The sequence below is a fragment of the Rhodococcus triatomae genome (assembly GCF_014217785.1).
GTDB classification, from domain to species: domain Bacteria; phylum Actinomycetota; class Actinomycetes; order Mycobacteriales; family Mycobacteriaceae; genus Rhodococcus_F; species Rhodococcus_F triatomae.
Genome location: NZ_CP048814.1, coordinates 3,247,070 through 3,270,405, shown reverse-complemented (window position 1 = coordinate 3,270,405; position 23,336 = coordinate 3,247,070). Strand labels below are relative to the sequence as shown.

Below are 23,336 nucleotides of genomic sequence, written 5' to 3'. Positions count from 1 at the left end.
CACCCCTTCTTGCGCAAGCGGAGACTCTCTCCGTATATTCACATCCGGAGACACTCTCCATTTGGAGACGCTCTCCGATTCCCACGATACCCCCGACCCGAGGAGCACCGCCGTGACCACCGCCCCCACTGCCGCCGCGGACACCGTGTCCCGGCGGACCTGGTTCGGGTTGGCGTTCATCGTCGCCAGCCAGCTCATGATCGTGCTCGACGGCACCATCGTCACGATCGCATTGCCCGAGATCCGGAACGATCTCGGCTTCACCCCCGTCGACCAGTCCTGGGTGATGAACGCCTATGCCCTCTCCGTGGGCGGCCTGCTCCTGCTCGGAGGCAGGATCGGCGACGTGATCGGGCGACGACGCGCACTGCTGGTGGGCACGGCGGTCTTCACGGTGGCGTCACTGCTCGGCGGATTCGCCACCGAGGGATGGATGCTGTTGGCGGCCCGCATCGCACAGGGCGTCGGCGCCGCCCTGGCAGCGCCCACCGCACTCGGGCTCATCGCACAGAACTTCCCGCCGGGGCCGGGACGCACGCGCGCGATCTCGTGGTTCTCCATCGGTGCCGCCTCGGGCGGGGCGCTGGGTCTCCTCCTCGGCGGCATCCTCACCACCCGGCTCTCCTGGCACTGGGTCATGTTCGTCAACGTGCCGATCGGACTCGCCATCCTTCTCGCCGTCCCGTTCACCGTCGCCGAAGGCGCCCGGGTACGAGGACGATTCGACGTGGCGGGCGCGGTCACATCGACGGTGGGGATGACGGCACTGGTCTACGGATTCATCCGCGCCGCCGAACACGCCTGGACCGATCCCGGTGCCCTCGTCGCGTTCGCACTCGGCGCCGCCGGACTGATCGCCTTCGTCCTCGTGGAACGACGCGCCGGGCAGCCGCTGCTACCTCCCCGCATCCTCGACAGCCGCGCCAAGCTCGCGCCCTACGTGGCGATCCTGCTCATCCCCGGCGCCATGATCGGGATGTTCACCTTCGTCGTGCTCTTCCTGCACGACGTCAAGGGCTACGACTCCCTCACCACCGGGCTGGCCTTCCTGCCGTTCATGCTCGTGAATCTCGGGCTCGTCGTCTCGGGCGTGACGGCCCGCGTCGTCGATCGGTTCGGCCCGCAGCGCACGTTGACCTCGGCGATCGCCCTGTTCGTCGTCGGGCTCGTCTGGATGTCCCTGCTCGGACCCGCGAGCTCCTACGCGGCGTCGATCCTGGGGCCGTCACTGGTGCTGGGCGTGGGAGCGGGCCTCGCGTTCGTGCCACTGAGTGCGCTCGTGGTGCAGAACGCGCCCGCGGAGGACACCGGCGCGGCGTCCGGCCTCATGCAGACGGGCATCCAGGTGGGCGGGGCGCTCGGCCTCGCCGTGCTGATGACGGTGTACGGACCGCTCCAGCGCAGCGACCCCTCCGGCACCGCGACCGGGCCGACGATCCTCGTCGCCGCCGGGTTCGCGCTGGCCGCGCTCGTCGCCCTGCTGTTCCTCGGCCGCCGACCGCGCCCCACCCACAGCTACACGCGGGTTCCGCTGCGCGAGCGTGAGTTCACGCCGGTCGACTGACCTCCCGAGACGAGCGCGGCCCCTCCCCTGAATGTGGGGAGGGGCCGCGCTCGGTGGTCGACCGGTCAGGCCGACGCCCGCCGCATGGCCGACACGGGATCGGAGAAGACGCCGCTCAGCGACACCACGGTGGATGCGTACTCCTGCACGCGGTTGCCGAACCCGGTGATCCGGATGTCCTTGCGTTCGAGCGAGGACGCCTGCGCGAAAGCGGATGCGACGTGCGGGATTCCGGCCTCGTATGCGGTGAACGCCTGCCCGCCCAGGATCACCCGATCGGGGTTGAACAGGTCACGCAGGATCGCCACCGTCCGGCCGAGGACGCGAGCCCGGTCCACGAGCAGGTCGTGTGCCGGCACCGAGCCGTCGGCAGCCGCCTTGACCAGCGCCGTCATCGACGGGGTGCCGTCGAGGATTCCGGCATCGACCGCGGCGGTGAGCACCGCCCGGTCGCTGACCGTGGCCTCGAGGCAGCCGGTGGATCCGCACGAGCACTGCGACGACGACCCGGTCGGCAGGTGCGCGATGGATCCGGGACCGTTCGACGGGGTGTGCACCCGCCCTCCGATCGTGATCGCGATGCCCGCGGTCTCCCGGGCGTAGAAGTACAGCCCGGTGTCACCGGGACCGGTGGTGGTGTCCACCTGATCGGGGGTGAGCAGCAGTTCCGAGGCCGCCATGGCCTCGACGTGGGGCGCCACGGACACCGGCAGACCGAGCCCCGCGGCGACGACGGCGCCGACCTGCGCCTCGGACCATCCCAGGCGCGGGTGATCGACCACGCCGGTGCGGGTGTCGACCCGGCCGCCGATCGCGACCCCGGCCCACAGGGGGCGACGTCGATGCCAGCGGGAGGCGAAGGCCCTGGCGCTGCGGGCGATCGAGGCCAGTGCCTCCGGTGCGGGCGACCGCGGTGTGGGCACCTCGACGGCGCCGAGCACCTTCCCTCGGATGTCGCTGGCGATGATGCTGGTCACGACGGCACCGATGTGGATTCCCACGGTCAGGTACGGGTCGTGATCGACCTCGAACGGGACACGGGGCCGGCCGACCGCCCCCGACGGGGCGAGGTCGGCGCGTTCGCGCAGGACACCGATGTCCAGCAGCGCGGACACTTGACGATTGACGGTGGCGATGCTCAACCCCGTGGCCTTGGCCGCGGCGTCCCTGGCAATGGGGCCTCGGGCACGCGCGACCCGGAACACGGCGGCCGCCGGGGTGTCACTCAGCCCCAGTTCCGGCGCGACGATGACCGGTCGCGATCGGGCACCTCGGGCGGTGCGGGAGGCCGTCCCGGGGCGTGCGGAGTTGGAGAGTGCGGGCGAAAGAGTGGGTACGGACACGGGTGTCGTCCTCGAATTGTCGATGCGGAGCGCTCCGCATCCCTACGAGACCACGTGTCGCCGGAGGCGAACTTCGGGTGGAGGGGACGGCAGCGCAGGTCAGCTGCAGAAGGTGCGGGGACAACACAGTTCCCGCGCCAAAGGCAGCCGAGAACCCAGCGCAGCAGTCACATAGGTGACGCGCAGTTGGGTGGGCCGACTCGAGGGCATGCCATGAAAATAGCAGCTTTCCCGGATGCCTCCAATCGCAGACGCCGTGCGGTGTTGGGATCGGGCTGAGCCGAACGCTTCCGGGAGCCGCCTCCTGCGTGATGCGGTGGCGGGGATCCCCACTGCCCCTTTCCGTGAAAGGCCGACGATGTCCGCATCACTCGCCGCAGCACCCGCCACGACGTCCGCCACCCCCGTGACCACCCCGAGCGTGGTCAAGCTCGGCGCGCACATCGGTGCCCGGATCGACGGAGTCCGTCTGTCCGGCAACCTCGACGAGCAGGTCGTGTCGTCGATTCGCACTGCGCTGCTCACCCACAAGGTGGTGTTCTTCCATGGTCAAGATCACCTGACCGACGACGAGCAGTACGCGTTCGCCGAGTTGCTCGGCAGCCCCACCACCGCACACCCGACCGTCACCTCCCGGGGCACCCGCGTGCTGCCGATCGACTCCGATTTCGGCAAGGCCAACAGCTGGCACACCGACGTCACCTTCGTCGACCGAATCCCGAAGGCATCGATCCTGCGCGCGATCGAGCTGCCCTCGTACGGCGGCACCACCACGTGGGCGTCCGGGGTCGCGGCCTACAACGCGCTCCCCGAGCCGCTCCGGCTGCTCGCCGAGAACCTGTGGGCCACACACACCAATGTCTACGACTACGCGGCGACGAGCGCCGAACGCGCCACGGACGCGAAGACCAGCGAGTACCGCGCCGAGTTCCAGTCCACCTACTTCGAGACCGAGCACCCCGTCGTGCGCGTGCATCCCGAGACCGGCGAGCGCACCCTGCTGCTGGGCCACTTCGTGAAGAGCCTGGTGGGCCTCAGCAGCTCACAGTCCCAGGCACTGTTCAAGGTCCTCCAGGACCATGCCGTCTCGCTCGAGTACACCACCCGGTGGAGCTGGCAGCCCGGTGACGTCGCGATCTGGGACAACCGTGCCACCCAGCACTACGCGGTCGCGGACTACGACGACCAGCACCGCCGGCTGCACCGGATCACCCTCGCCGGCGACGTCCCGGTGAGCGTGAACGGTGAGCAGAGCCGTTCGATCGCCGGCGACGCGAGCGAGTACTCGGTGATCGACGAGCCGGTAGGTGTCTGAGCCTACGATCGTCGCCATGACCATTGCACCGGACACCCGTATCGCCGTCGTCACCGGAGCCAGCTCGGGAATCGGCGAAGCCACCGCCCGCACCCTCGCCGAGCAGGGCTTCCACGTCGTGGTCGGCGCCCGCCGGCTGGACCGTCTCGAGAAGCTCGCCGACGAGATCGGCGGCACCGCCATCGAACTGGACGTCACCGACGAGGACTCGGTGGCGGCTCTCGGCGCGGTGCTGCCGCGGGTGGACGTGCTGGTGAACAACGCGGGTGGCGCCAAGGGGCTGGCCACGGTGCTCGAGGCGGACCTCGACGACTGGCGCTGGATGTGGGAGACGAACGTGCTGGGCACGCTGCGGGTCACCAAGGCCCTACTGCCCAAGTTGATCGATTCCGGAGACGGACTGATCGTCACGGTCACCTCCGTGGCGGCGTTCTCCGCCTACGACAACGGCTCCGGGTACACGTCGGCCAAGCACGCCCAGGCCGTCCTCCATCGCACCCTGCGCGGGGAGCTTCTCGGTAAGCCGGTGCGGCTCACCGAGATCGCGCCGGGCGCGGTGGAGACGGAGTTCTCCCTGGTTCGCTTCGACGGCGACCAGGATCGCGCCGACAAGGTGTACGAGGGGATCGACCCGCTGGTCGCGGACGACATCGCCGAGATCATCGGATTCGTCGCGTCCCGGCCGCCGCACGTCAACCTGGACCAGATCATCGTCAAGCCGCGCGATCAAGCCGATCCGGGCCGGTTCCACCGGCATTGAGCGACAGCCGGTTCCACCGACTCAAGACTGCTCGGCATCAGTGTCGGAGAAGAGCCGGGGACTTCCCTCGAGTGGCACGGTTCCCTCGACGACAGCGAGCCCAGGAGAACCCCTTTGCGAGCGCTCCGTCAGTGCACAAATCCCCGGGGAGCGCTCGCGCCTCGTTTCCGCAGGTAGAGAGCGCGTACGCGTCGTCCACCCCATTGTGGCCCTCGGATTTCAGCACTCGGAAGCGGAGCGCTCGCGGGAGGGGTGTTCCGCCGCTGGTCAGAGGGGGTAAATTTGAGGCGCTGTCGCAGCTCCTTCGGGAGCTGCCCTTCATTGAGGCACCTCCGTGCGGGTGGCGATGAGACATCGCACCGGGTCGAGTCGCAGCTCCTTCGGGAGCTGCCCTTCATTGAGGCCGTCGAGGGCCGCACCGAGGCCGACCACGGTGCCGAGTCGCAGCTCCTTCGGGAGCTGCCCTTCATTGAGGCCCCCAAGTCGTGCAGGGTTAAGGCCGTAGAGCCCGCACCGTCGCAGCTCCTTCGGGAGCTGCCCTTCATTGAGGCTCGGAATTTGCCCCCAGTGCTGCATGCGCGTGGAGGCCGATGTCGCAGCTCCTTCGGGAGCTGCCCTTCATTGAGGCCGACGGGGGCGGCGGCGCCGTAGCGAAACTTGTTCTCGACGTCGCAGCTCCTTCGGGAGCTGCCCTTCATTGAGGCACCGCATGGGACGTCCACAGCGACCGCTCCGGCTGGCGTGTCGCAGCTCCTTCGGGAGCTGCCCTTCATTGAGGCATCGCGCACAGGTCCAGGTTCGCGATGAACGCGATGTCGCAGCTCCTTCGGGAGCTGCCCTTCATTGAGGCACTACCAGGTGACACCCACGCAATTACGCGAACAGTCGTCGCAGCTCCTTCGGGAGCTGCCCTTCATTGAGGCATGAGTCGGGCGGTCGTGCACGCGGGCAGCAGGACCGCAGTCGCAGCTCCTTCGGGAGCTGCCCTTCATTGAGGCGCGGAAGAGCACCGGTTCCGTGATGGCGTGTGGGGTGGCCGAAGTCGCAGCTCCTTCGGGAGCTGCCCTTCATTGAGGCCGCGAGAACGCCGAGGTGATGCTCGAACAACTCGTCGTCGCAGCTCCTTCGGGAGCTGCCCTTCATTGAGGCGTCGATCCCGCCCGCCGCGGCGAAGGCTACTTCCGGTCGCAGCTCCTTCGGGAGCTGCCCTTCATTGAGGCGAGATCAGCCGGGCGCTAGGTGAGTCGCTCGTCGACCGTCGCAGCTCCTTCGGGAGCTGCCCTTCATTGAGGCGGCTGTCCGATTCGTCTGGTATGAATCCCTCATGACTGCGTCGCAGCTCCTTCGGGAGCTGCCCTTCATTGAGGCTGGAGGGCAGGCCATCCTGTCCGGCAACGGCCGAATCCGGTCGCAGCTCCTTCGGGAGCTGCCCTTCATTGAGGCCCCGCAAGCCGCGTCGCCGGTCGCCGTCTGGTGACTGGGTCGCAGCTCCTTCGGGAGCTGCCCTTCATTGAGGCTGCTTCACTTCCACCAGTCCTTCCCCAGCTTCTCGGCGGTCGCAGCTCCTTCGGGAGCTGCCCTTCATTGAGGCGCTCGAGGCGGCGCTGCCGGAGCTCCGTGCGTCGGGTCGCAGCTCCTTCGGGAGCTGCCCTTCATTGAGGCTCGGACGCGATGTTGTGGACTTGGGGGCCGGCCGGGTGTCGCAGCTCCTTCGGGAGCTGCCCTTCATTGAGGCCCGACGCGCCGAGTGAGCTACCGCAGTAGCGATCGGCGTCGCAGCTCCTTCGGGAGCTGCCCTTCATTGAGGCCGGTACGCCGACGACGACAGCGAGGTTCTCTGCCCAGGGTCGCAGCTCCTTCGGGAGCTGCCCTTCATTGAGGCGTCAACGGAGCGTACAAGAGTAACGGCCCGGTGTTCGGTCGCAGCTCCTTCGGGAGCTGCCCTTCATTGAGGCCGCCACATCGCCCACACGATGAAGCCCACTGCGATGTCGCAGCTCCTTCGGGAGCTGCCCTTCATTGAGGCAGCCACTACGGCAGCCGCGGAATCATCATCATGACGAGTGTCGCAGCTCCTTCGGGAGCTGCCCTTCATTGAGGCGAGTGGTCCGACGTCGAGGCCGAGCTCCACGCCGCCGAGTCGCAGCTCCTTCGGGAGCTGCCCTTCATTGAGGCCCGTACACCGACGCGGACGGCACACTCGTGCAGGAGGTGTCGCAGCTCCTTCGGGAGCTGCCCTTCATTGAGGCATCCTCGAGGCAGTGGACCCGTGGTCGGATCCGCAGGCCGGTCGCAGCTCCTGCCGGAGCTGCCCTTCATTGAGGCAGCATCGATCCTCGTCGGCACCAACGGCCCTCGCCCCACACAGCAGGCCTTCGCGCAGTCAATGATCCAGGCCCCTGCTGGTATGGTGCGCGCCGGGGAGTTCGGCCGACGTGCAGCGGCCGTCAGCCGTACAGGGAGGGAGCACAACCATGAGCGCAAGCGACGCACCCGCGCCGGGGAGCTGGCAGGCATTTTCCGCCGCAGCCATCGGCAGCGGCCAACTCAGCCTCGACCCGGACAAGATGCGCGAGTGCATCAACTACTGCGACGACTACATCCGCAAGCTCCAGCGATTACAGGACCGAGCGAGCGACGAGCTCTACTACGAGACCCTCGGAATCGGTGAAGCAGACATCGAGACCTCGAGGCTGATCGTGCAGAAATTCCAGCACAAAGCCCGCGGTGGCGGCCAAATCGCAGACGAGAGCTCCGCCGTCGGCTACCTCCAAGCGCACATCAAGTACGCACGCGATCTCCGCGATTCGCTCCAGGCAGTACTCGACGCCTACCTCGCCACCGACTCCCAGTCCGCCGACGGCTACCACTCGATCGGAACCAACCAGTGACCCACTCGCGCACCCTCGCCGCCGTCGGCGCACTCGGCCTCCTCACCGTCACCGCACTCACCGCCTGCGGCACCGATACCGACTCGCCCACCGCCACAACCACCAGCACGGCACCGATCCCGATCACCTACCACCCCTGCGACGACCTCTCCTTCGACGCACTCGCACAGGTCGGGTTCGACCTCGAGCACGACCGCACCGACCGACAGAACCCGATCTCACACGGGTGCACCTTCGCCCACATCGACCCCGGCTACGGCGCCACCTTCTCCGCCAGAGGAATGACCTTCGACAGCGTCCTCGCCGACGAACGACTCGTCGAATACAACCGCACCACCATCAACGGACGCGACGTGTCCATCGCCGAATTCACCGGCGGCTCCAACTGCTTCGCCACCATGGACATCGAACCCGGAATCTTCCAACTCTCCGTCACCTACTCCCCCACGTCGGATCGCCCCGACGAAGACGTCACCACACCCGAACAAGCCTGCGGTGAAGCCGAACGCATCCTCACCGCACTCGCACCCCACCTCCCCGACCGGCTCTAGCCCGCACGAACACCGACGGCACCCACTACCCCAGAATCCGCGGACATACTGCACACCGCGCCCCCGAACCTTCGAGAGCACGGTGCACACAACGTCCGCGGATCACGAACCTCGGCGGCTACCACTCGATCGGAACCAACCAGTGACCCACTCGCGCACCCTCGCTGCCGTCGGCAGACTCGGCCTCCTCGCCGCCGTCTCGCTCACCGCCTGCGGCACCGATACCGACTCGCCCACCGCCACAACCACCAGCGCGGCACCGATCCCGATCACCTACCACCCCTGCGACGACCTCCCTTTCGACGCGCTCGAAGAAGTTGGTTTCTCGGTAGCGAATCACCACCGGACCGAGCGGCAGAATCCCATCTCCAACGAATGCTCCGTTGCTCATTGGAACCCCGGCTACGGAGCAACGTTCGCGGCCAGAGGAATGACCTTCGAGAGCGTTCTCGCCGACGAACGACTCGTCGAATACAACCGCACCACCATCAACGGACGCGACGTGTCCATCGCCGAATTCACCGGCGGCTCCAACTGCTTCGCCACCATGGACATCGAACCCGGAATCTTCCAACTCTCCGTCACCTACTCCCCCACCTCAGACCGCCCCGACGAAGACGTCACCACACCCGAACAAGCCTGCAGCGAAGCCGAACGCATCCTCACCGCACTCGCACCCCACCTCCCCGACCGGCTCTAACCCGCACCAACACAGACAACGCCCCGAAACCGCGGACATACTGCACACCGCGCCCCCGAACCTTCGAGAGCACGGTGCACACAACGTCCGCGGATCGCAGATCAGCGGCTACCACTCGATCGGAACCAACCAGCGCGTCGCCGCTACAGATACTGGCCGGTCAGTTCGGCGACCTTCCACCGACCTGCCCGCACAACCTCCCGGAAACTGGCTGTGGTCAGTTCCGACCCGTGCTCGAGAACCGCACGGCTCACCATGTCCCGCAGATCCGCACCCGAAACATCACCATCGAGCCCTTCGAGCACCGCACCGCAATCGATCTCCACACCCAAGGGCCGGGTGAACACCTCGAGAATCCGCACCGCGGACTCACGACCGGGATAGCCGAGATGCACGACAGAATCGAACCGGGACGCACGCGTTGCCGCACTGTCGAGGGCACCGGGATCGTTCGTCGTCGCCAGAGTGAGAACGTCGTCGTACTTCTCGACCCCGTCCAGAACCGCGAGCAGGCCGGCCAGAGAAGGCCCGCCCGAACCTCGCGAACGGTTACCGATATAGAGATCGATGTCGTCGAGAATGACGACCGTGGGACCGAGCTTGCGTGTTTCCCGGTAGATCTCCCGTAATCGGGACGCCCCGGCATCGGCGTCGACCACGATCACGGTGAACGCGCCGAGCAACTCGGCCGCGATCGTGCGCGTCACCGCACTCTTACCGACACCGGGCGGCCCGGCCAACAAGATGCCGCGCCGGGTACCCAGCCCGAGACTGCGCATCAACTCCGCCCGTGACGTCACGGCCGCGATATTGGTGTCGAGTTCACGCCACACCTCGTCCGGGAGAACGAGACCGCAACGGTCCACCTCACAGAGACTCCCGAGTTCCAACCGAAGCACAGAACCACACGACGCCAGCAGGACGCGACCACGCAGGAAGTTGCGTTCGGTGTCGGCCCGCCGCGTGATCGTGTCGGCGACCGCCGCCGCATGACGTCGATCGTCGGCGCGCGCATAGACGCGAAGGACACTGCGATCGTGCTGGTAGGACTCGCTCACCCGCACCACGAGGTCGACCGGCGCGAGCGATCCCGCAGGAAACGCCGCGGAAATCGATGTCGGGATCGACACCGCCGAACCGCCGAGCTCGAGCTTGCGCCAGGAGGGCGGGTCGTCGAGCTCGCCCGGCCCCGTGAGCGGTCGATGACTCTCGATCAGATCGGCCAGCACGGCACCGACGGTCAGCTCGGTGGTAGCGGTGAGATCGACTTCGTGAGTAGCCAGTTCGTGTAGAGGTGCAGCCAGGCTGCGTGAGACGAACGACTCGGCGGTGTCTCGCCGACCGCCCGCACCGGTGAGGATCTGACCGATCACCTCGATGGCGCGGCGAACGGTATCGGGCTCGGAAGCGAGGTGCTCCTCGAGAGACTGTACGAAATCTGTTGTCATGTCTTCCTGCTCACTGAGATACCACGGTGAGCGCGTGGAGACTCCACCCGGCGAAGGGCGAAGAGTACGAGAGTACTCACGCCACCATCTGTGCACAAGGGAGTTCGACGACACGGACCACGCCGGAACTATTCATTCGTGTGCTGTCGCCGCCAGCGTCTCCATCTGCTCGATGACGAGCTTGATCGCTTCGGGCTGAGCATCCGGCGGGTACTTGTAGCGCGCCAGCAGGCGCCGAACCCGGGACCTCAACCGTGCCTTGACGTCTTCGCGGACGGTCCAGTCGGTGGTGGCGTCGCGTCGCATGACGAGCACGAGTTCCCTGGCGATCTGAGCGAGGATGTCTTCTCCCCTGATCTCGACCGCCGACGGATTCTGGGCGACCGCGTCGTAGAAGGCAAGCTCCTTTTCGTCGAGCGGGGGATCGAATCGCAGCCCGCGGTCCGATTCGTGCGAGACCTCGGCCGCCATCTCGACCAGCGCGGCAATCACCTCCGCCGATGTCAGCTGGCTGTTGGTGTACTTGCTCATCAAGTCCTGCAGACGATCCGAGAACGATCGCAGGCGCACCACATTGTGCCGGACAGCCTTTCGGGATTCCGCGGCGATCAGCGCCCGCAACGCCTCGATCGCCAGGTTCGGGTTGATCGCCTTCTGCGCCTTGGCCACGAAGTCGTTGTTCAATTCCGCCAGGGACGGTTTCGGCATTCCCGCCGCCTGGTAGATGTCGACGACGTCGTCCGCCTCCACCGAGGCCGCCATCAGCTGCCGCAGGGCCCGCTGCACGTCCTCCGGCACCGCTTTGCCACTGGCCTGCCGTTCCTCCGCGTCGAACTTGGCCATGTACACCCGCACCTCTTCGAAGAACTGTGCGGGCAGCACCAGCGCCTTCAACTCCGGGCGCCCACCTGCAAGCGCCCAGACCCGGGACAACTGCGACGAATAGGTGCGGTACCTCTCGGCGAGGGTTTTTTCGCCTTCAGCGACGGTGTTGGCCGGATTCTTCGGATCCCGCAAGAAGTCGACCGCCGAGAACACTGCGTCGAGGAATGCACGCCTACTCGGCGCCGCGATCTTGGTCCGCCAGTCGGTGCCGTACAGCAGTCCGTCGAGAATCGTGACGAGGTCCTTGACCGCATCCACCGCTCCTTCGACGTCCCGCCCGATCGGCTTCGATTTCTGGTCCGATTCGGTGTACTCACGCAATGCCTCGGCGAGCGGCTCCGCGATCGGCGCGTAGGCCACCAGGAGCCCGTCCTGCTTGTTGCGGAACGTGCGATTGACCCTCGCGAGTGTCTGCATCAGCAGCGCCCCCTTCAGCGGACGGTCCAGATACAGCGTGTGCAGCGGCGGACTGTCGAACCCGGTGAGCATCATGTCCTTGACGATCACGAGCTCGAGTTCGTCATCGATATCCTTGAGCCGCTTCTTGATCGACGCATTCGCCGAATCCCGGCGGACGTGATCGCTGATCGGGGCGGGATCGGCAGGTCCGCCCGAGTACACGACCTTGATACGTCCCGCATCGAGGTCCTCCGAATGCCAGTCGGGACGCAGAGCCACGATCGCGTTGTAGAGGTTCGCGCAGATCTCACGGGTGGCACCGACGATCAAAGCCTTCCCCGGCGTGAACGGATGCTCTTCCGAGTTGATGAACGGACTCATTGCCCGGCGCCGACGCTCCCAGTGCCCGACAATGTCCTCGGCCAGCAGCCGCAGACGGTCCGGCGTGCCGTAGACGGCGTTGACGACGGCGACGCTCTTCTCGATCCGGTCGCGTTCGGTGTCGTCGAGACCGAGAGTGAGTTCGTCAGCAGTGGCGTCCAGGTCGTCCTCGGTCACGCCTTCGGCGAAGACGACCTTGACCAAGCGGCTTTCGAAGACAACGGGCACCGTCGCACCGTCCTCGACAGCCCGGGTGAGGTCGTAGACGTCGATGTCGGCGCCGAACACCGCGCGGGTATCACGGTCCGCGGTGGAGACCGGTGTGCCGGTGAAGGCGATGAGGGTCGCGTGGGGCAGCGCGTCGGCCAGGTGGCGGGCGTAGCCGTCGAGGTTGTCGTAGTGACTGCGATGCGCCTCGTCGACGATGACGATGATGTTCCGGCGGTTCGACAGCAGCGGGTGCCCTTCGCCGGCCTCACGCTCGGCCTTGCTGCGTCCGAACTTCTGGAGTGTGGTGAAGTAGATCCCTCCGGTGGTACGGCCGGAGAGTTCCCGCCGAAGCTCTTCCCGCTTGCGAATCTGCTTCGACTGTTCCGGTAACAGCTGAGATCGCGCAAACGTCTCGTACAACTGCCCGTCCAATTCGTTGCGGTCCGTGATGACCACAATCGTCGGGTTGGCGAGTTTCGGGTGCCGAATCACCTTGTTGGCGTACAGCTCCATCTCCATCGACTTGCCCGACCCCTGGGTGTGCCAGACGACCCCTGCCCGACCGTGGCTGTACACCGCGGCGATGGTCGAACGGACCGCCTTGACCACGGCAAAGTACTGGTGCGGCTTGGCGATGCGTTTGACCAGCCCCTTCTCGCTCTGGTCGAACGCAGTGAAGTCCCGCTGCAGCTGCAGGAACCTCTCCTGAAAGTACAGACCGCGCAACGCAATACCCAGCGGAGTGTGGTCACCGTCGTAGGGTGCCGCGACCGGCACGCCGTGCTCGTCGACATTCCACGGCGAGAAATGGTTGTACGACGTGAAGGGCGTTCCGTATCGGGTGGTGACACCGTCGGAGAGCATCACGAAGTCGACGAACCGGAACGCCGACGGGAACTCGCGCACGTAGGTCTGCATCTGCGCGTGTGCGTCGGCCACAGTCGCATACCGGTCGCCGGCCCGCTTCAGCTCGATGATGCTCACCGGCAGTCCGTTCAGGTACAGCACGATATCGAACCGGCGCTCGTGGTCACCGCGAATCACCGTCACCTGGCTGACGGCCAGCCAGTCGTTGTCGTCCGGGACCATGGACAGCAGCCGCACCGTCGGGGTGACTTCCGCACCCCGTTCGTCCAGATAGCTGACGGTCCGCACCCCCTCGGTGAGGTGGCGATGCGCGAGCTCGTTCTCGGCGCACGCGTCACTCGACCGAGCGGCCGTGACCTCCTTGACCACGTCCTCGAGGACCGTAACCGGAAGGGCGGGATTCAAGCGGGCGAGGGCCGTCGACAGCCGGGACGGAATGACCAGTTCGGCCCAGGATTCGCGTTCTCCCTGCCCGGGAGCGATCTGGGTACCGGAGACCGGCCGCCATCCCAGCTCACCGAGCTCATCGAGAGCGAGCTGCTCCCAATCGTCCTCACCGAACCGGTTGTTCGCGCTCATCTGTATGCCTTCCTGTCCCGCACCTGCGGATAGTTCTACCGTGGCGGACGGCGTCGGCGCCCGGGACGGGTCGGGAATCCTCGGAGATTCGTGTTTCCGCTCCGCGAGTGGTCGTGCACAAAACTAGCCCTTTGATTACGGAACTATCCGGAGATCATCGATAACCCCCTTTATCGAGGTAATCGTTTCCGCAGTTTCCGCCCCCGTTGCACCATATGTCCCATCACTTCGACCGAGGAGAGTCCGATCACTCCTCTACTCATCCCCTATCGACGAATCGAGACCGTCATGACCCAGCCCCCGGGGCAGATGCCCCAGCAGCCGTGGACGCCTCAGCCGGGCGCCGTCCCGCAGCCGACTCCGTCGCGCAAACGCAAGAAGTGGCCGTGGGTGGTCGGCACGCTCGCGGCACTGGTGATCGTCTCGGCGATCGCCGGCGGCGGGGATTCCGACGACACTCCGCGCACCGCCAGCGATCCGGCTCCCGCGGACGCTGCGGCTCCTGCGGCCCCCGCGGACGCCGCTCCCGTCGTCGCCGATCCGCAGCCCGGCCCCGCCGCGCCGGGGCTGCACACCCCGGTTCGTGACGGCAAGTTCGAGTTCGTCGTCACCGATGTGCAGACGGGACTCGCGCAGGTCGGGGACAACCCGTACCTCATCGAGAAGGCGCAGGGCCAGTTCGTCGTCGTCACGATGACGGTGCACAACATCTCCGGCGAACCGAAGGGTCTGAGTCCGAGCGACCAGGACCTGTACGACGAGGCGGGACGCACGTTCACCGCCAACACGATGGCGGGCATCAGCCTCGGTTCCGACGTCGCGGTGTGGGACCGGATCAACCCCGGAAACACCGTCACGATGCAGGTCGTGTTCGACATGCCCGTCGACGCGATCCCCGCCGAAATCGAACTCCACGACTCCATGTTCTCCGGCGGAACCCGCGTCGCACTCCGCTGATCTTGTTTCTCCCCTACAACTTTCATCAGGAGACAGCTATGAACAAGTACCTCGCCGCTGCGGCCACGACGACCGCAGCAGTGTGCGCGACGATCGCCACAGTCGGATCTGCAGCGGCGTCACCCACCTTCGGTGACGGCACCTATCTCGTCGGTACGGACATCGCGCCCGGCCAGTACGCAGGTTCGGGTCAGGTCGACGAACACATGGGCTGCTATTGGGAACGGCGCTCCGGGACCAGCGGCAATTTCGACGAGATCCTCGCCAACGACTACACCCACTCCGGTCGCGTCGTGGTCACGATCCTGCCGTCCGACTACGCGTTCCGCTCCGAGGACTGCGGCACCTGGACCAGGATCGGCGACGTCCCGGCCCCCGACTTCACCGGCCCGGTCATCGGTTCCGCTGTCGTCGGGAGCGCCGTCGTCGGCAGTTCGGTCCTGCCCCTCGTGGCGGGTTTGCTCCTCACCGGTTCCGCCGCGGCGTCTTGAGCCTCTCCGGGTGTCCCGCGCAGGTGGGGCGCCCGGAGTGGTCGTCCACTTCGGTCCCTGCGGTCCAGGCCATGCGTGATGCGTTCGAAGCAGGCGGGGATGCCTACGCTGACCAGGACAGCGCGGTCAACGCCGCAATCAACGCAATCGCGGGAGAGATTTCCAGGTGAAGGTAAGAATTCGCTCTGTCCTCGTCCTGCTCCTCGCGGCCGCATTCGTGGCAGCATGTGGACAGGGCGACTCCGACCCAGCCGATCCCGCAGCGACTGGGGCCGAGTCGACCACCCGAGCACCTCGGTTCACCGATCAGAGCGACCGACCGCTGGTCACCTACGATCCATGCCTCGATATCCCCGAATCCGCAATCGAGGAAGCTGGACTCGACCCCCTGAGCAAGAGTGAGCAGGACTTTCCGGGCGACGATCGCACCTTCCTGGGGTGCACGTACATCACCCGCCGCGTGGTCGGAGTCAACATACTCTCCACGAACTCGATGCTCGACGAGTACATCGCCAAGGAAGCCGGCACCGGCCAGGTTCAGGAGCTCACTCTGGACGGCCGTCGAGCCGCCCTCCTCCCGAGTGTCAACAGCTCGCCTGCGTGCGCGCTCAATGTCGAGACCGAGTTCGGCTACATCGTTGTCACCAGGAATATCTTCGACTCCCATCCGCCCCGCGACCAGTGGTGCGACGGGATCGAGGACATGATGCGCATCTTCCTGCGCTACCTGCCCGAAGGGGCGTAGCCCGCATCGACGGCGCCTCGATACCAGCTTGCTAGAGTGACGAGCGTCGGCAATCTCTAGGGGGGGATCTCATGACGCCATTTTCTGCTGACCTGGACGAACTCACACGGCTGAGTTCGATACTGCATGATCTTGCTGCCGAGGCGTCCGCGGTGCGCACCGGCCCCGCTGCTGGGCCCTATCTGAGCACGCCGGGCGGCATGATGCCGTCCGTGCTCGAGGCGTCGAGCATCTCCGGCGACCTGGTGGACGGGGCGCTCGTGGCCGCTATCGAGGAACGGCTCGGCGAGACCGGCGAGATCATGACAAACGTCGCCGAGCAGTACCGGAACCAGGATGCGAGCAACGCCGACGCGTTGGCCGCCACCTACACCGCGGCCACCGGCGAATGGAGCGCCGAGGAGAATCGGCGATGACGCTCACCCGCAGCCAGATCAACGCCTGGAACCCCGCTACACTCTCCGACGTCGCCGACGCCTGGATACACGTGGGCACCACGGTCGAGGACCTGTTCACCCGCTACGTCGATGCAGTGACACGGGTGGGCGACTCGTATTGGGAAGGTGCCACAGCCGAGGCCGCGCAGAATCGCGCGAATGCCGATCGGAAGACCGCCGTGGTCGTCGTCGATGCACTCGAGGCCCTCGCGGACCGCGCGCGGCAGGGTTTCCACGAGGTGGAGGCGCCGTTGTCGCGTGCCCGCACCGCGATCATGGAAGCTGAGGCCGAGCAGTTCAGCGTCTCGGACGAATTGTCGGTCACGGACCTCGTCCACGGCCCCTCCCCCGAACGGGACACCGCCCGAGCCGAATGGCAGGAATACATTCGTACTGCCGCCCAGGATGCGGCGCGGGCGGACGAGGCGGTGCGTGCCGACCTGGCTGCGGCCCGGGACGGGCTCCGCGCGACGTTCACCTCGGCCGCCACTCTCGGCGCCGATCAGGGCAGGTCCGATGCCGCTGCTCTCACGAACAACCCTGGCGACCTCAGCCCGGAAGCAGTTCAACGCCTGGTCGAAGCCGGGGAATTGAGTCCCGAACAACTCAGCTCCCTCTCCGAGGGAGCCGCAACAACGGTGCCCGCCTCACACATGGAGTACCTGAACCAGATCAGCCGATCTCTCGACGGCAAGAGCCCCAGCGAGATCGAGGAGATCTTCGAACAGCTCCCGCCGGATGCCCGGACGGGATTGGCGAACTCGCTTCAACTCGTGTCCAACCCGAACATCACCGCATCGGTGGAGGGTGATGCCGAGGTCCCCACACATGGTGGAATAGAACTGCTCCCCGATCAGATTCGCCAATCGCTGGAACGTGACGATCTTGTTGTGCGCGAGATGAAGATCGGCAGCGGCTACCCACTTCCGAGTGTCGAACTCAACGGTGTGGCCGACAATCAGGCCGTCGCCCGTATCGCCGGAGCCGCGGACAGCGACTACAAGGCCGGCAGCGACCTGAATACCGGCCTGATGGAGGTGGGTCGCCAGTATCTGGATGCGCAAGTCGCGCACGAACAGAATCCCGACCACAAGTTCGAGTACTTCACCGTCGACGGCAGAGGCGGCGAGAACCCGGCCGTCACCGAGGAGATCTTCGCTGCCGTCGGGGACGACAAGATCGCCGTTCAACAGGCCTTCACCGACCCGGACCACGGGAAGGACTTCGTCTCCGATCTGTTCACCAAGAACTGGACCGACGACGGATCGGCGGCCTCCACGCTGTTCCGGTTCGACGATGCAGACGCCTTCGTGGAGAACCCCGACGATCCCCGCGACGTCGCCCGTGCCACTCGCACCGGCGAAATCATGTCCGCCGTCGCCGAATCCGTCAGCACAGACCAGGCCTGGCAGCTCATGTCGAACGTCCCGGAATCCGGTGGACAGTCCGTCGGCGATCTCAACCCCGAACTACTGCGGACTGTTTCGGAAAGCATGAGCCCCTACGCGTCCGACCTGGCCGGTGCCGATCCGGCCGACCGGCCGGGCTTCGACCTCGCACGACGAGGCGAGGACGGCGAGGTGACCCGGTGGGCCGATCCCCACAGCAACAGCACGATGGCGGGTTCCGTCCGAGTGGTCTCGCTCCTGAACACGGACGAGCAGGCCGGTGCCCTGTTCAACAGCGCGGCAATGGGCGAGATCCTGGCACAGGAAGGCATGTACGCGGCCGAGCCGGCCGGACCCAACTCCGGCAGCCACCTCGCGACGGCCGGCAAACTCATGGCCCTGGTCGACTCCGGAGCCGAGAACGCACTGCAGAGCCGATACGACAACGACGCCGATCGGGCCCAGGCCGTGTATGACCGGAAATCGAGTGCCTACGAGGCGTTGACGGGGCTGGGAACCCTCGGGATCGGCAAGCTCCCCGGCGGTGAGTACATCAACCAGATGGTCGGGCTCAGCGGCGATTCGTTGAAGGACTCCCTCATCGGCACCCGCCCCGGAGAGGCACCTACCGCGGTCGTCCAGACCCCTGACTACTCGGCGCACTATCACGCAATCCTGATGCAATCGCCGGAACTTCCGGAAAGTTACCGAGAGGCGCATCCGTGGGCCTTCGACGTGGACGGGAGCCTTCGCCAGTATCACGAAGTGCAAGATGAGTCGCTCGACAGTCTCAGTCTTGTCGGCAGTGGATACGCAACGATGTTCTCCGGCTTGGGAAACCACTCCGTGCTCACCCTGGAAAGCGAGTACAACCGTGTCCGCAATGAGCGGTAGCCGCCCCGCGCGCCACGCTGTGCAAGCCATCGCGGTGGTGGCCACGATCCTCCTCGGTGCCACCGCATGCACCAACGACACCGAGCCGCCCGCCGAACCCAACCCGCCAGAACTGGTGCACAGTCACGCCTGGTCCACAGAACCGGGCACCGACCTGTTCAGCCGCGAAGCCGAACTGGTCCGCGCCAGCATCGAAGGCGCCGAAATGACGCTGCTGTTCGGGATCGACAACTCCTTCCCCGGCTACTCCGAAGCCGTGGGAGGACCACGGGAAACCACTGACGACCGCTTCCACCGATCGGCGAGATGGAAGTATCCGGTGGATGTTGCACCGATTCCTGTCACGTTCTTCCGGCACCTCGTCGACCTCGAGGTCGTCGACAATCGCATCACGGCCAGCGTCTGCGGCTACCGACTATTCGCGGACCGGGAAGACCGCATGTTCAACCCCTTGAGCGAAGCGATTCACGTTGAGTTGGACCTTCCATCTGGCGGAAACTACGGCGCTGCGGGCCCGCCCGACGGCGATCCCGCAACCTCCGACCCGGACGCACAGAACCCTCCCGGATGGAATGTATTCGGCGACTGGAGAATCCAGACACTCCGACTCATCCCGGTAAGCCCGGACCACACCATCCCCGAATCCTGCCTGCCCTGGTGGTCCTCACGATTCCCCGAGTTCGAACGCAGAACCGAACTCAACATTCTCAACGCCCCCGACGGCTGGGCTCCACCCACCCAACCCGTCGCCCTCCAATACCCCGAGTGGATCGGACCCACGGAGAATCAGTAGGCCCTCACACGAAAGCGAGTACAACCGTGTCCGCAATGAGCGGTAGCCGCCCCGCGCACCACGCTGTGCAAGCCATCGCGGTGGTGGCCACGATTCTCCTCGTTGCCACCGCGTGCACCAACGACACCGACGAGCCGCCCGCCGAGCACAGCCCGCCCCCGCCAGAGTTGGTACACAGCCACGTCTGGTCCACAGAACCGGGCACCGACCTGTTCAGCCGCGAGGCCGAACTGATCCGCGCCAGCATCGAAGGCGCCGAAATGACCTACCGCTTCGGGATCGACAACTCCTTCCCCGGCTACTCCGAAGCCGTGGGAGGACCACGGGAAACCACTGACGATCACTTCGACAGAGGTGCTGCGTGGAATAGTCCGATAGACGTGCGTCAACGTCCAGTTACCTTGTACCGCCACCTCGTAGACCTCGAGGTCGACCATGACCGCATCACAGCCAACGTCTGCAGCTACCAACTGTTCGCCGAGGGAGACAACACCCTGTTCAACCCGCTCAGCCGAGCCACTCGCGTCGAGCTACTACTCGCACCTGGCGGAAACTACGGCGCTGCAGGCACGCCCGACAGCGATCCCGCAACCTCCGACCCGGACGCACAGAACCCTCCCGGATGGAATGTATTCGGCGACTGGAGAATCCAGACACTCCGACTCATCCCGGTAAGCCCGGACCACACCATCCCCGAATCCTGCCTGCCCTGGTGGTCCTCACGATTCCCAGAGTTCGAACACAGAACCGAACTCAACATTCTCAACGCCCCCGACGGCTGGACTCCACCCACCCAACCCGTCGCCCTCCAATACCCCGAGTGGATCGGACCCACGGAGAATCAGTAGCCTTCACCGGGTCTTCCGTCGCGAACTGCGACCGGTGTCTGCGCTGGTGGCGGAGGTCCGGGTGTCACCTCAACCAACCACACCTCACGAAACGGTGCGGCTAACCCAGCCGATCCGGGAACGCCGGCGCCAACCCTTCCGCATAGCCCGTCGCATACTCACATGCCTCTACCGCACTCGCCGCATCCTTGATCGACTCGGACGGATTCGGGGTCCAGCCCACCTGGAGGGTGATGACGCCGGGAGGAAGCTCGATCACCACGACACACGACCGCGAATTCGTGTCATCGGTCGCGATCATCCGCCGTCCCCCGAGCTCGGACTCCGCCAGCACCTCACCCTTCACCGCCTCGTCAACGGTCATCGACCACCCCGACACGGTCACATTCGGCGCTGTCCACGGTGGGTCCGAGGAGAAGATGCAGCCGAAGGACTGCGGATCGGCGCGAGCAAGTCTCGAACCGTCGTCACCGTCGAACCTCAAACCTGCAGCCGCCAGTGCCTCAGGCGAGATCTCGTCACACGGCTGCCACGACACCGGGCCAGCAGTAGCAGTCGGCTCCGGTGCCCCCGAACCCGACGAACACCCCACCAACACAACACCCGCAATCGCCACCAGCGAGGACACAGCCTGTCTCACAGCGAATCTCCCCACTGCCCGTAACCAGCCGCATTCACCGCATCCTGCTCCTCATACCGCCGCAACGCCGCCCGGAAGCTTCGCCGTCGACTCGATCGCCGCCCACACCGACGAGTGTTCGCCACGCACCTCGGCGACCATTCGCACCGCCCGCTCATGCAGCTCGACCGGTCCTCCGCGCCGGTGGCTGAGGACCGAGGTGTCACCTCCACCAACCACACCTCACGAAACGGTGCGGCTAACCCAGCCGATCCGGGAACGCCGGCGCCAACCCTTCCGCATAGCCCGTCGCATACTCACATGCCTCTACCGCACTCGCCGCATCCTTGATCGACTCGGACGGATTCGGGGTCCAGCCCACCTGGAGGGTGATGACGCCGGGAGGAAGCTCGATCACCACGACACACGACCGCGAATTCGTGTCATCGGTCGCGATCATCCGCCGTCCCCCGAGCTCGGACTCCGCCAGCACCTCACCCTTCACCGCCTCGTCAACGGTCATCGACCACCCCGACACGGTCACATTCGGCGCTGTCCACGGTGGGTCCGAGGAGAAGATGCAGCCGAAGGACTGCGGATCGGCGCGAGCAAGTCTCGAACCGTCGTCACCGTCGAACCTCAAACCTGCAGCCGCCAGTGCCTCAGGCGAGATCTCGTCACACGGCTGCCACGACACCGGGCCAGCAGTAGCAGTCGGCTCCGGTGCCCCCGAACCCGACGAACACCCCACCAACACAACACCCGCTATCGCCACCAGCGAGGGAAAAGTCTGTCTCACAGCGAATCTCCCCACTGCCCGTAACCAGCCGCATTCACCGCATCCTGCTCCTCATACCGCCGCAACGCCGCCCGGAAACTGTCACCCATCGCCCGAGCCCAATCACGGTGCGCCTCGAACACCCCCACCGCACTCGACTCGTGCGCGATGCTGCCACCACCGATCGCCTTGTCCTGAAACTTCGCCGTCAACGTACGGGCGGACTCGAGCTCAGATTCCCCGATACCCAACGTGTTGACGTACAGCTCAACCTTCGCACGATCCGCGAACCGCTGCATGTCCGCCGCATGCTGATCACACAGCGCAACCAGCCGCACAAGCCCATCACGCTCGATCGAGAACGCGTGCGCAGCACACGACTCCGCAAACGCCTTCCAATCCTCACCAGATTCGGTCATATCCCCCACTCGTCCCACCGCCAATGCCCGTCAAAACTACCAAACCAAGGACAACCAGAACCTCCCGCTATCGACGTCGAGCCGCGTCAAGCGGGCCGCTCCGCTCAATGAAGGGCACCTCCCGAAGGAGGTGCGACGCGTGGTCGTCGAAGTGGTGCAGCATGTGCTCGCCGCCTCAATGAAGGGCACCTCCCGAAGGAGGTGCGACCCTCGTCCGGCCCGCCTCGCACGACGAGGACGGGCTGCTCGCCTCAATGAAGGGCACCTCCCGAAGGAGGTGCGACCGCGGCGTGTCGTACACGATGTACGACGCCGGAGCTGTGCCTCAATGAAGGGCACCTCCCGAAGGAGGTGCGACCGTGACGCTGCATGGCCGCGAACGACTTTGACCATTCGCCTCAATGAAGGGCACCTCCCGAAGGAGGTGCGACTTCTTCATGTCGGCGTTGGCGTCGGCGACGGTTTCGCCGCCTCAATGAAGGGCACCTCCCGAAGGAGGTGCGACCACCGGCGTAGATGAACGCCTGCCGGAGCGCTCCCATGGTGCCTCAATGAAGGGCACCTCCCGAAGGAGGTGCGACCCGGGACGTCCACCGCCTCCGGCTGCGGTTCCTCGAGCCTCAATGAAGGGCACCTCCCGAAGGAGGTGCGACCTGCTGCCAGTCGCCTCGCCCGGCCGAAGCGGGAGAGCAGCCTCAATGAAGGGCACCTCCCGAAGGAGGTGCGACTCGGTGAGCATGGGGGCGGCGTCCGGTGCGGGGCTGCGGGCCTCAATGAAGGGCACCTCCCGAAGGAGGTGCGACGTGTGTCGGCGATGCTCGAGGCCGAGGCGTCCGGCGAGCCTCAATGAAGGGCACCTCCCGAAGGAGGTGCGACCCCAGGTGCTCCATCGCGAAGTCGGGCAGGGTCATCGAAGCCTCAATGAAGGGCACCTCCCGAAGGAGGTGCGACGGCCGTGGCACCCCATCCCGACAGGGGGCATTTTTTTGGCCTCAATGAAGGGCACCTCCCGAAGGAGGTGCGACCCACGACCTGGCCGCCGGGCAGATACGTCGGCATGCCGCCTCAATGAAG

The 23,336-nt window shown here is 65.9% G+C and carries 19 protein-coding genes and 2 CRISPR repeat arrays (1 of these 21 cut by a window edge); of the genes, 13 read left to right on the top strand and 6 right to left on the bottom strand.

The features are described 5' to 3' along the window. Positions 1-112: 112 nt before the first annotated feature. Positions 113-1,564 (top strand): MFS transporter, encoded by a 1,452-nt coding sequence (locus G4H71_RS15450; RefSeq protein ID WP_246442122.1) that lies wholly within the window; start codon positions 113-115, stop codon positions 1,562-1,564. Between the two features lie 65 nt (positions 1,565-1,629). Here the strand turns inward: G4H71_RS15450 and G4H71_RS15445 are convergent, their stop codons facing one another. Then, on the bottom strand, positions 1,630-2,907 hold the full coding sequence (locus G4H71_RS15445) for an ROK family protein (protein ID WP_072740092.1): 1,278 nt from the start codon (positions 2,905-2,907) through the stop codon (positions 1,630-1,632). A gap of 358 nt (positions 2,908-3,265) precedes the next feature. Here G4H71_RS15445 and G4H71_RS15440 point away from each other — a divergent pair, with 358 nt between their 5' ends. From G4H71_RS15440 to G4H71_RS15420, 5 genes are all read left to right on the top strand, one after another. Beyond that, positions 3,266-4,222: a TauD/TfdA dioxygenase family protein gene (locus G4H71_RS15440; protein ID WP_072740093.1), complete on the top strand. Its 957-nt coding sequence runs from the start codon at positions 3,266-3,268 to the stop codon at positions 4,220-4,222. Between the two features lie 16 nt (positions 4,223-4,238). Next, positions 4,239-4,982 (top strand): SDR family NAD(P)-dependent oxidoreductase, encoded by a 744-nt coding sequence (locus G4H71_RS15435; protein WP_072740094.1) that lies wholly within the window; start codon positions 4,239-4,241, stop codon positions 4,980-4,982. Between the two features lie 292 nt (positions 4,983-5,274). Then, positions 5,275-7,307: a CRISPR direct-repeat array (repeat unit 36 nt; unit sequence GTCGCAGCTCCTTCGGGAGCTGCCCTTCATTGAGGC). Between the two features lie 149 nt (positions 7,308-7,456). Next, positions 7,457-7,873 (top strand): hypothetical protein, encoded by a 417-nt coding sequence (locus G4H71_RS15430; RefSeq protein ID WP_072740095.1) that lies wholly within the window; start codon positions 7,457-7,459, stop codon positions 7,871-7,873. Next, on the top strand, positions 7,870-8,424 hold the full coding sequence (locus G4H71_RS15425; RefSeq protein ID WP_072740096.1) for a DUF3558 family protein: 555 nt from the start codon (positions 7,870-7,872) through the stop codon (positions 8,422-8,424). Before G4H71_RS15430 ends, G4H71_RS15425 begins: the two co-directional genes overlap by 4 nt. Before the next feature lie 142 nt (positions 8,425-8,566). Further along, positions 8,567-9,124 (top strand): DUF3558 family protein, encoded by a 558-nt coding sequence (locus G4H71_RS15420; protein WP_072740097.1) that lies wholly within the window; start codon positions 8,567-8,569, stop codon positions 9,122-9,124. Between the two features lie 143 nt (positions 9,125-9,267). On the opposite strand, the gene G4H71_RS15415 is transcribed toward G4H71_RS15420, so the two are convergent. Together G4H71_RS15415 and G4H71_RS15410 are read right to left on the bottom strand one after the other, a co-directional pair. After that, positions 9,268-10,572, bottom strand: a complete 1,305-nt coding sequence (locus G4H71_RS15415) for an AAA family ATPase (protein WP_072740098.1) — start codon at positions 10,570-10,572, stop codon at positions 9,268-9,270. Between the two features lie 132 nt (positions 10,573-10,704). Then, positions 10,705-13,893 carry a type I restriction endonuclease subunit R gene (locus G4H71_RS15410; protein ID WP_072740099.1) on the bottom strand — a complete coding sequence of 1,063 codons (3,189 nt, stop codon included), beginning with the start codon at positions 13,891-13,893 and terminating at the stop codon, positions 10,705-10,707. Positions 13,894-14,181: 288 nt separating this feature from the next. On the opposite strand from G4H71_RS15410, the gene G4H71_RS15405 reads away from it, so the two are divergent. From G4H71_RS15405 to G4H71_RS15375, 7 genes are all read left to right on the top strand, one after another. Then, positions 14,182-14,850, top strand: coding sequence for a DUF4352 domain-containing protein (locus G4H71_RS15405; protein ID WP_139183249.1), 669 nt, complete (start codon positions 14,182-14,184; stop codon positions 14,848-14,850). Positions 14,851-14,888: 38 nt separating this feature from the next. Further along, a complete protein-coding gene (locus G4H71_RS15400) occupies positions 14,889-15,341 on the top strand; it encodes an Rv1352/Rv1906c domain-containing protein (protein WP_072740101.1) in 453 nt (150 codons plus the stop codon). A 166-nt stretch (positions 15,342-15,507) separates the two neighbouring features. Next, the gene (locus G4H71_RS15395; RefSeq protein WP_083343075.1) at positions 15,508-16,086 is read left to right on the top strand and encodes a DUF3558 domain-containing protein; all 579 of its coding nucleotides are present in this window, start codon (positions 15,508-15,510) and stop codon (positions 16,084-16,086) included. Between the two features lie 71 nt (positions 16,087-16,157). After that, positions 16,158-16,502: a hypothetical protein gene (locus G4H71_RS15390; RefSeq protein ID WP_072740102.1), complete on the top strand. Its 345-nt coding sequence runs from the start codon at positions 16,158-16,160 to the stop codon at positions 16,500-16,502. Further along, complete coding sequence (locus G4H71_RS15385) at positions 16,499-18,805, top strand: TPR repeat domain-containing protein (RefSeq protein WP_072740103.1); 2,307 nt, start codon at positions 16,499-16,501, stop codon at positions 18,803-18,805. Before G4H71_RS15390 ends, G4H71_RS15385 begins: the two co-directional genes overlap by 4 nt. Further along, on the top strand, positions 18,786-19,598 hold the full coding sequence (locus G4H71_RS15380) for a hypothetical protein (protein ID WP_185284894.1): 813 nt from the start codon (positions 18,786-18,788) through the stop codon (positions 19,596-19,598). Before G4H71_RS15385 ends, G4H71_RS15380 begins: the two co-directional genes overlap by 20 nt. A 35-nt stretch (positions 19,599-19,633) precedes the next feature. Beyond that, complete coding sequence (locus G4H71_RS15375; RefSeq protein WP_083343074.1) at positions 19,634-20,446, top strand: hypothetical protein; 813 nt, start codon at positions 19,634-19,636, stop codon at positions 20,444-20,446. A gap of 100 nt (positions 20,447-20,546) precedes the next feature. On the opposite strand, the gene G4H71_RS15370 is transcribed toward G4H71_RS15375, so the two are convergent. The 3 genes from G4H71_RS15370 to G4H71_RS15360 form a co-directional block, all read right to left on the bottom strand. Then, positions 20,547-21,038: a DUF3558 family protein gene (locus tag G4H71_RS15370; protein ID WP_246442945.1), complete on the bottom strand. Its 492-nt coding sequence runs from the start codon at positions 21,036-21,038 to the stop codon at positions 20,547-20,549. A gap of 286 nt (positions 21,039-21,324) precedes the next feature. Beyond that, on the bottom strand, positions 21,325-21,816 hold the full coding sequence (locus G4H71_RS15365; RefSeq protein WP_246442945.1) for a DUF3558 family protein: 492 nt from the start codon (positions 21,814-21,816) through the stop codon (positions 21,325-21,327). Between the two features lie 44 nt (positions 21,817-21,860). Further along, complete coding sequence (locus G4H71_RS15360; RefSeq protein ID WP_083343071.1) at positions 21,861-22,262, bottom strand: hypothetical protein; 402 nt, start codon at positions 22,260-22,262, stop codon at positions 21,861-21,863. A gap of 101 nt (positions 22,263-22,363) precedes the next feature. Beyond that, a CRISPR array of direct repeats spans positions 22,364-23,336; the repeat unit is 36 nt; unit sequence GCCTCAATGAAGGGCACCTCCCGAAGGAGGTGCGAC; it runs 393 nt beyond the window's last position.

What these genes read in the sequence shown, in the direction of transcription:
- G4H71_RS15440 (WP_072740093.1), top strand. Translation starts at nt 3,266, where the DNA reads ATGTCCGCATCACTCGCCGCAGCACCCGCCACGACGTCCGCCACCCCC.
- G4H71_RS15435 (WP_072740094.1), top strand. Translation starts at nt 4,239, where the DNA reads ATGACCATTGCACCGGACACCCGTATCGCCGTCGTCACCGGAGCCAGC.
- G4H71_RS15430 (WP_072740095.1), top strand. Translation starts at nt 7,457, where the DNA reads ATGAGCGCAAGCGACGCACCCGCGCCGGGGAGCTGGCAGGCATTTTCC.
- G4H71_RS15415 (WP_072740098.1), bottom strand. Translation starts at nt 10,572, where the DNA reads ATGACAACAGATTTCGTACAGTCTCTCGAGGAGCACCTCGCTTCCGAG.
- G4H71_RS15410 (WP_072740099.1), bottom strand. Translation starts at nt 13,893, where the DNA reads ATGAGCGCGAACAACCGGTTCGGTGAGGACGATTGGGAGCAGCTCGCT.
- G4H71_RS15405 (WP_139183249.1), top strand. Translation starts at nt 14,182, where the DNA reads ATGACCCAGCCCCCGGGGCAGATGCCCCAGCAGCCGTGGACGCCTCAG.
- G4H71_RS15400 (WP_072740101.1), top strand. Translation starts at nt 14,889, where the DNA reads ATGAACAAGTACCTCGCCGCTGCGGCCACGACGACCGCAGCAGTGTGC.
- G4H71_RS15390 (WP_072740102.1), top strand. Translation starts at nt 16,158, where the DNA reads ATGACGCCATTTTCTGCTGACCTGGACGAACTCACACGGCTGAGTTCG.
- G4H71_RS15385 (WP_072740103.1), top strand. Translation starts at nt 16,499, where the DNA reads ATGACGCTCACCCGCAGCCAGATCAACGCCTGGAACCCCGCTACACTC.
- G4H71_RS15375 (WP_083343074.1), top strand. Translation starts at nt 19,634, where the DNA reads ATGAGCGGTAGCCGCCCCGCGCACCACGCTGTGCAAGCCATCGCGGTG.
- G4H71_RS15360 (WP_083343071.1), bottom strand. Translation starts at nt 22,262, where the DNA reads ATGACCGAATCTGGTGAGGATTGGAAGGCGTTTGCGGAGTCGTGTGCT.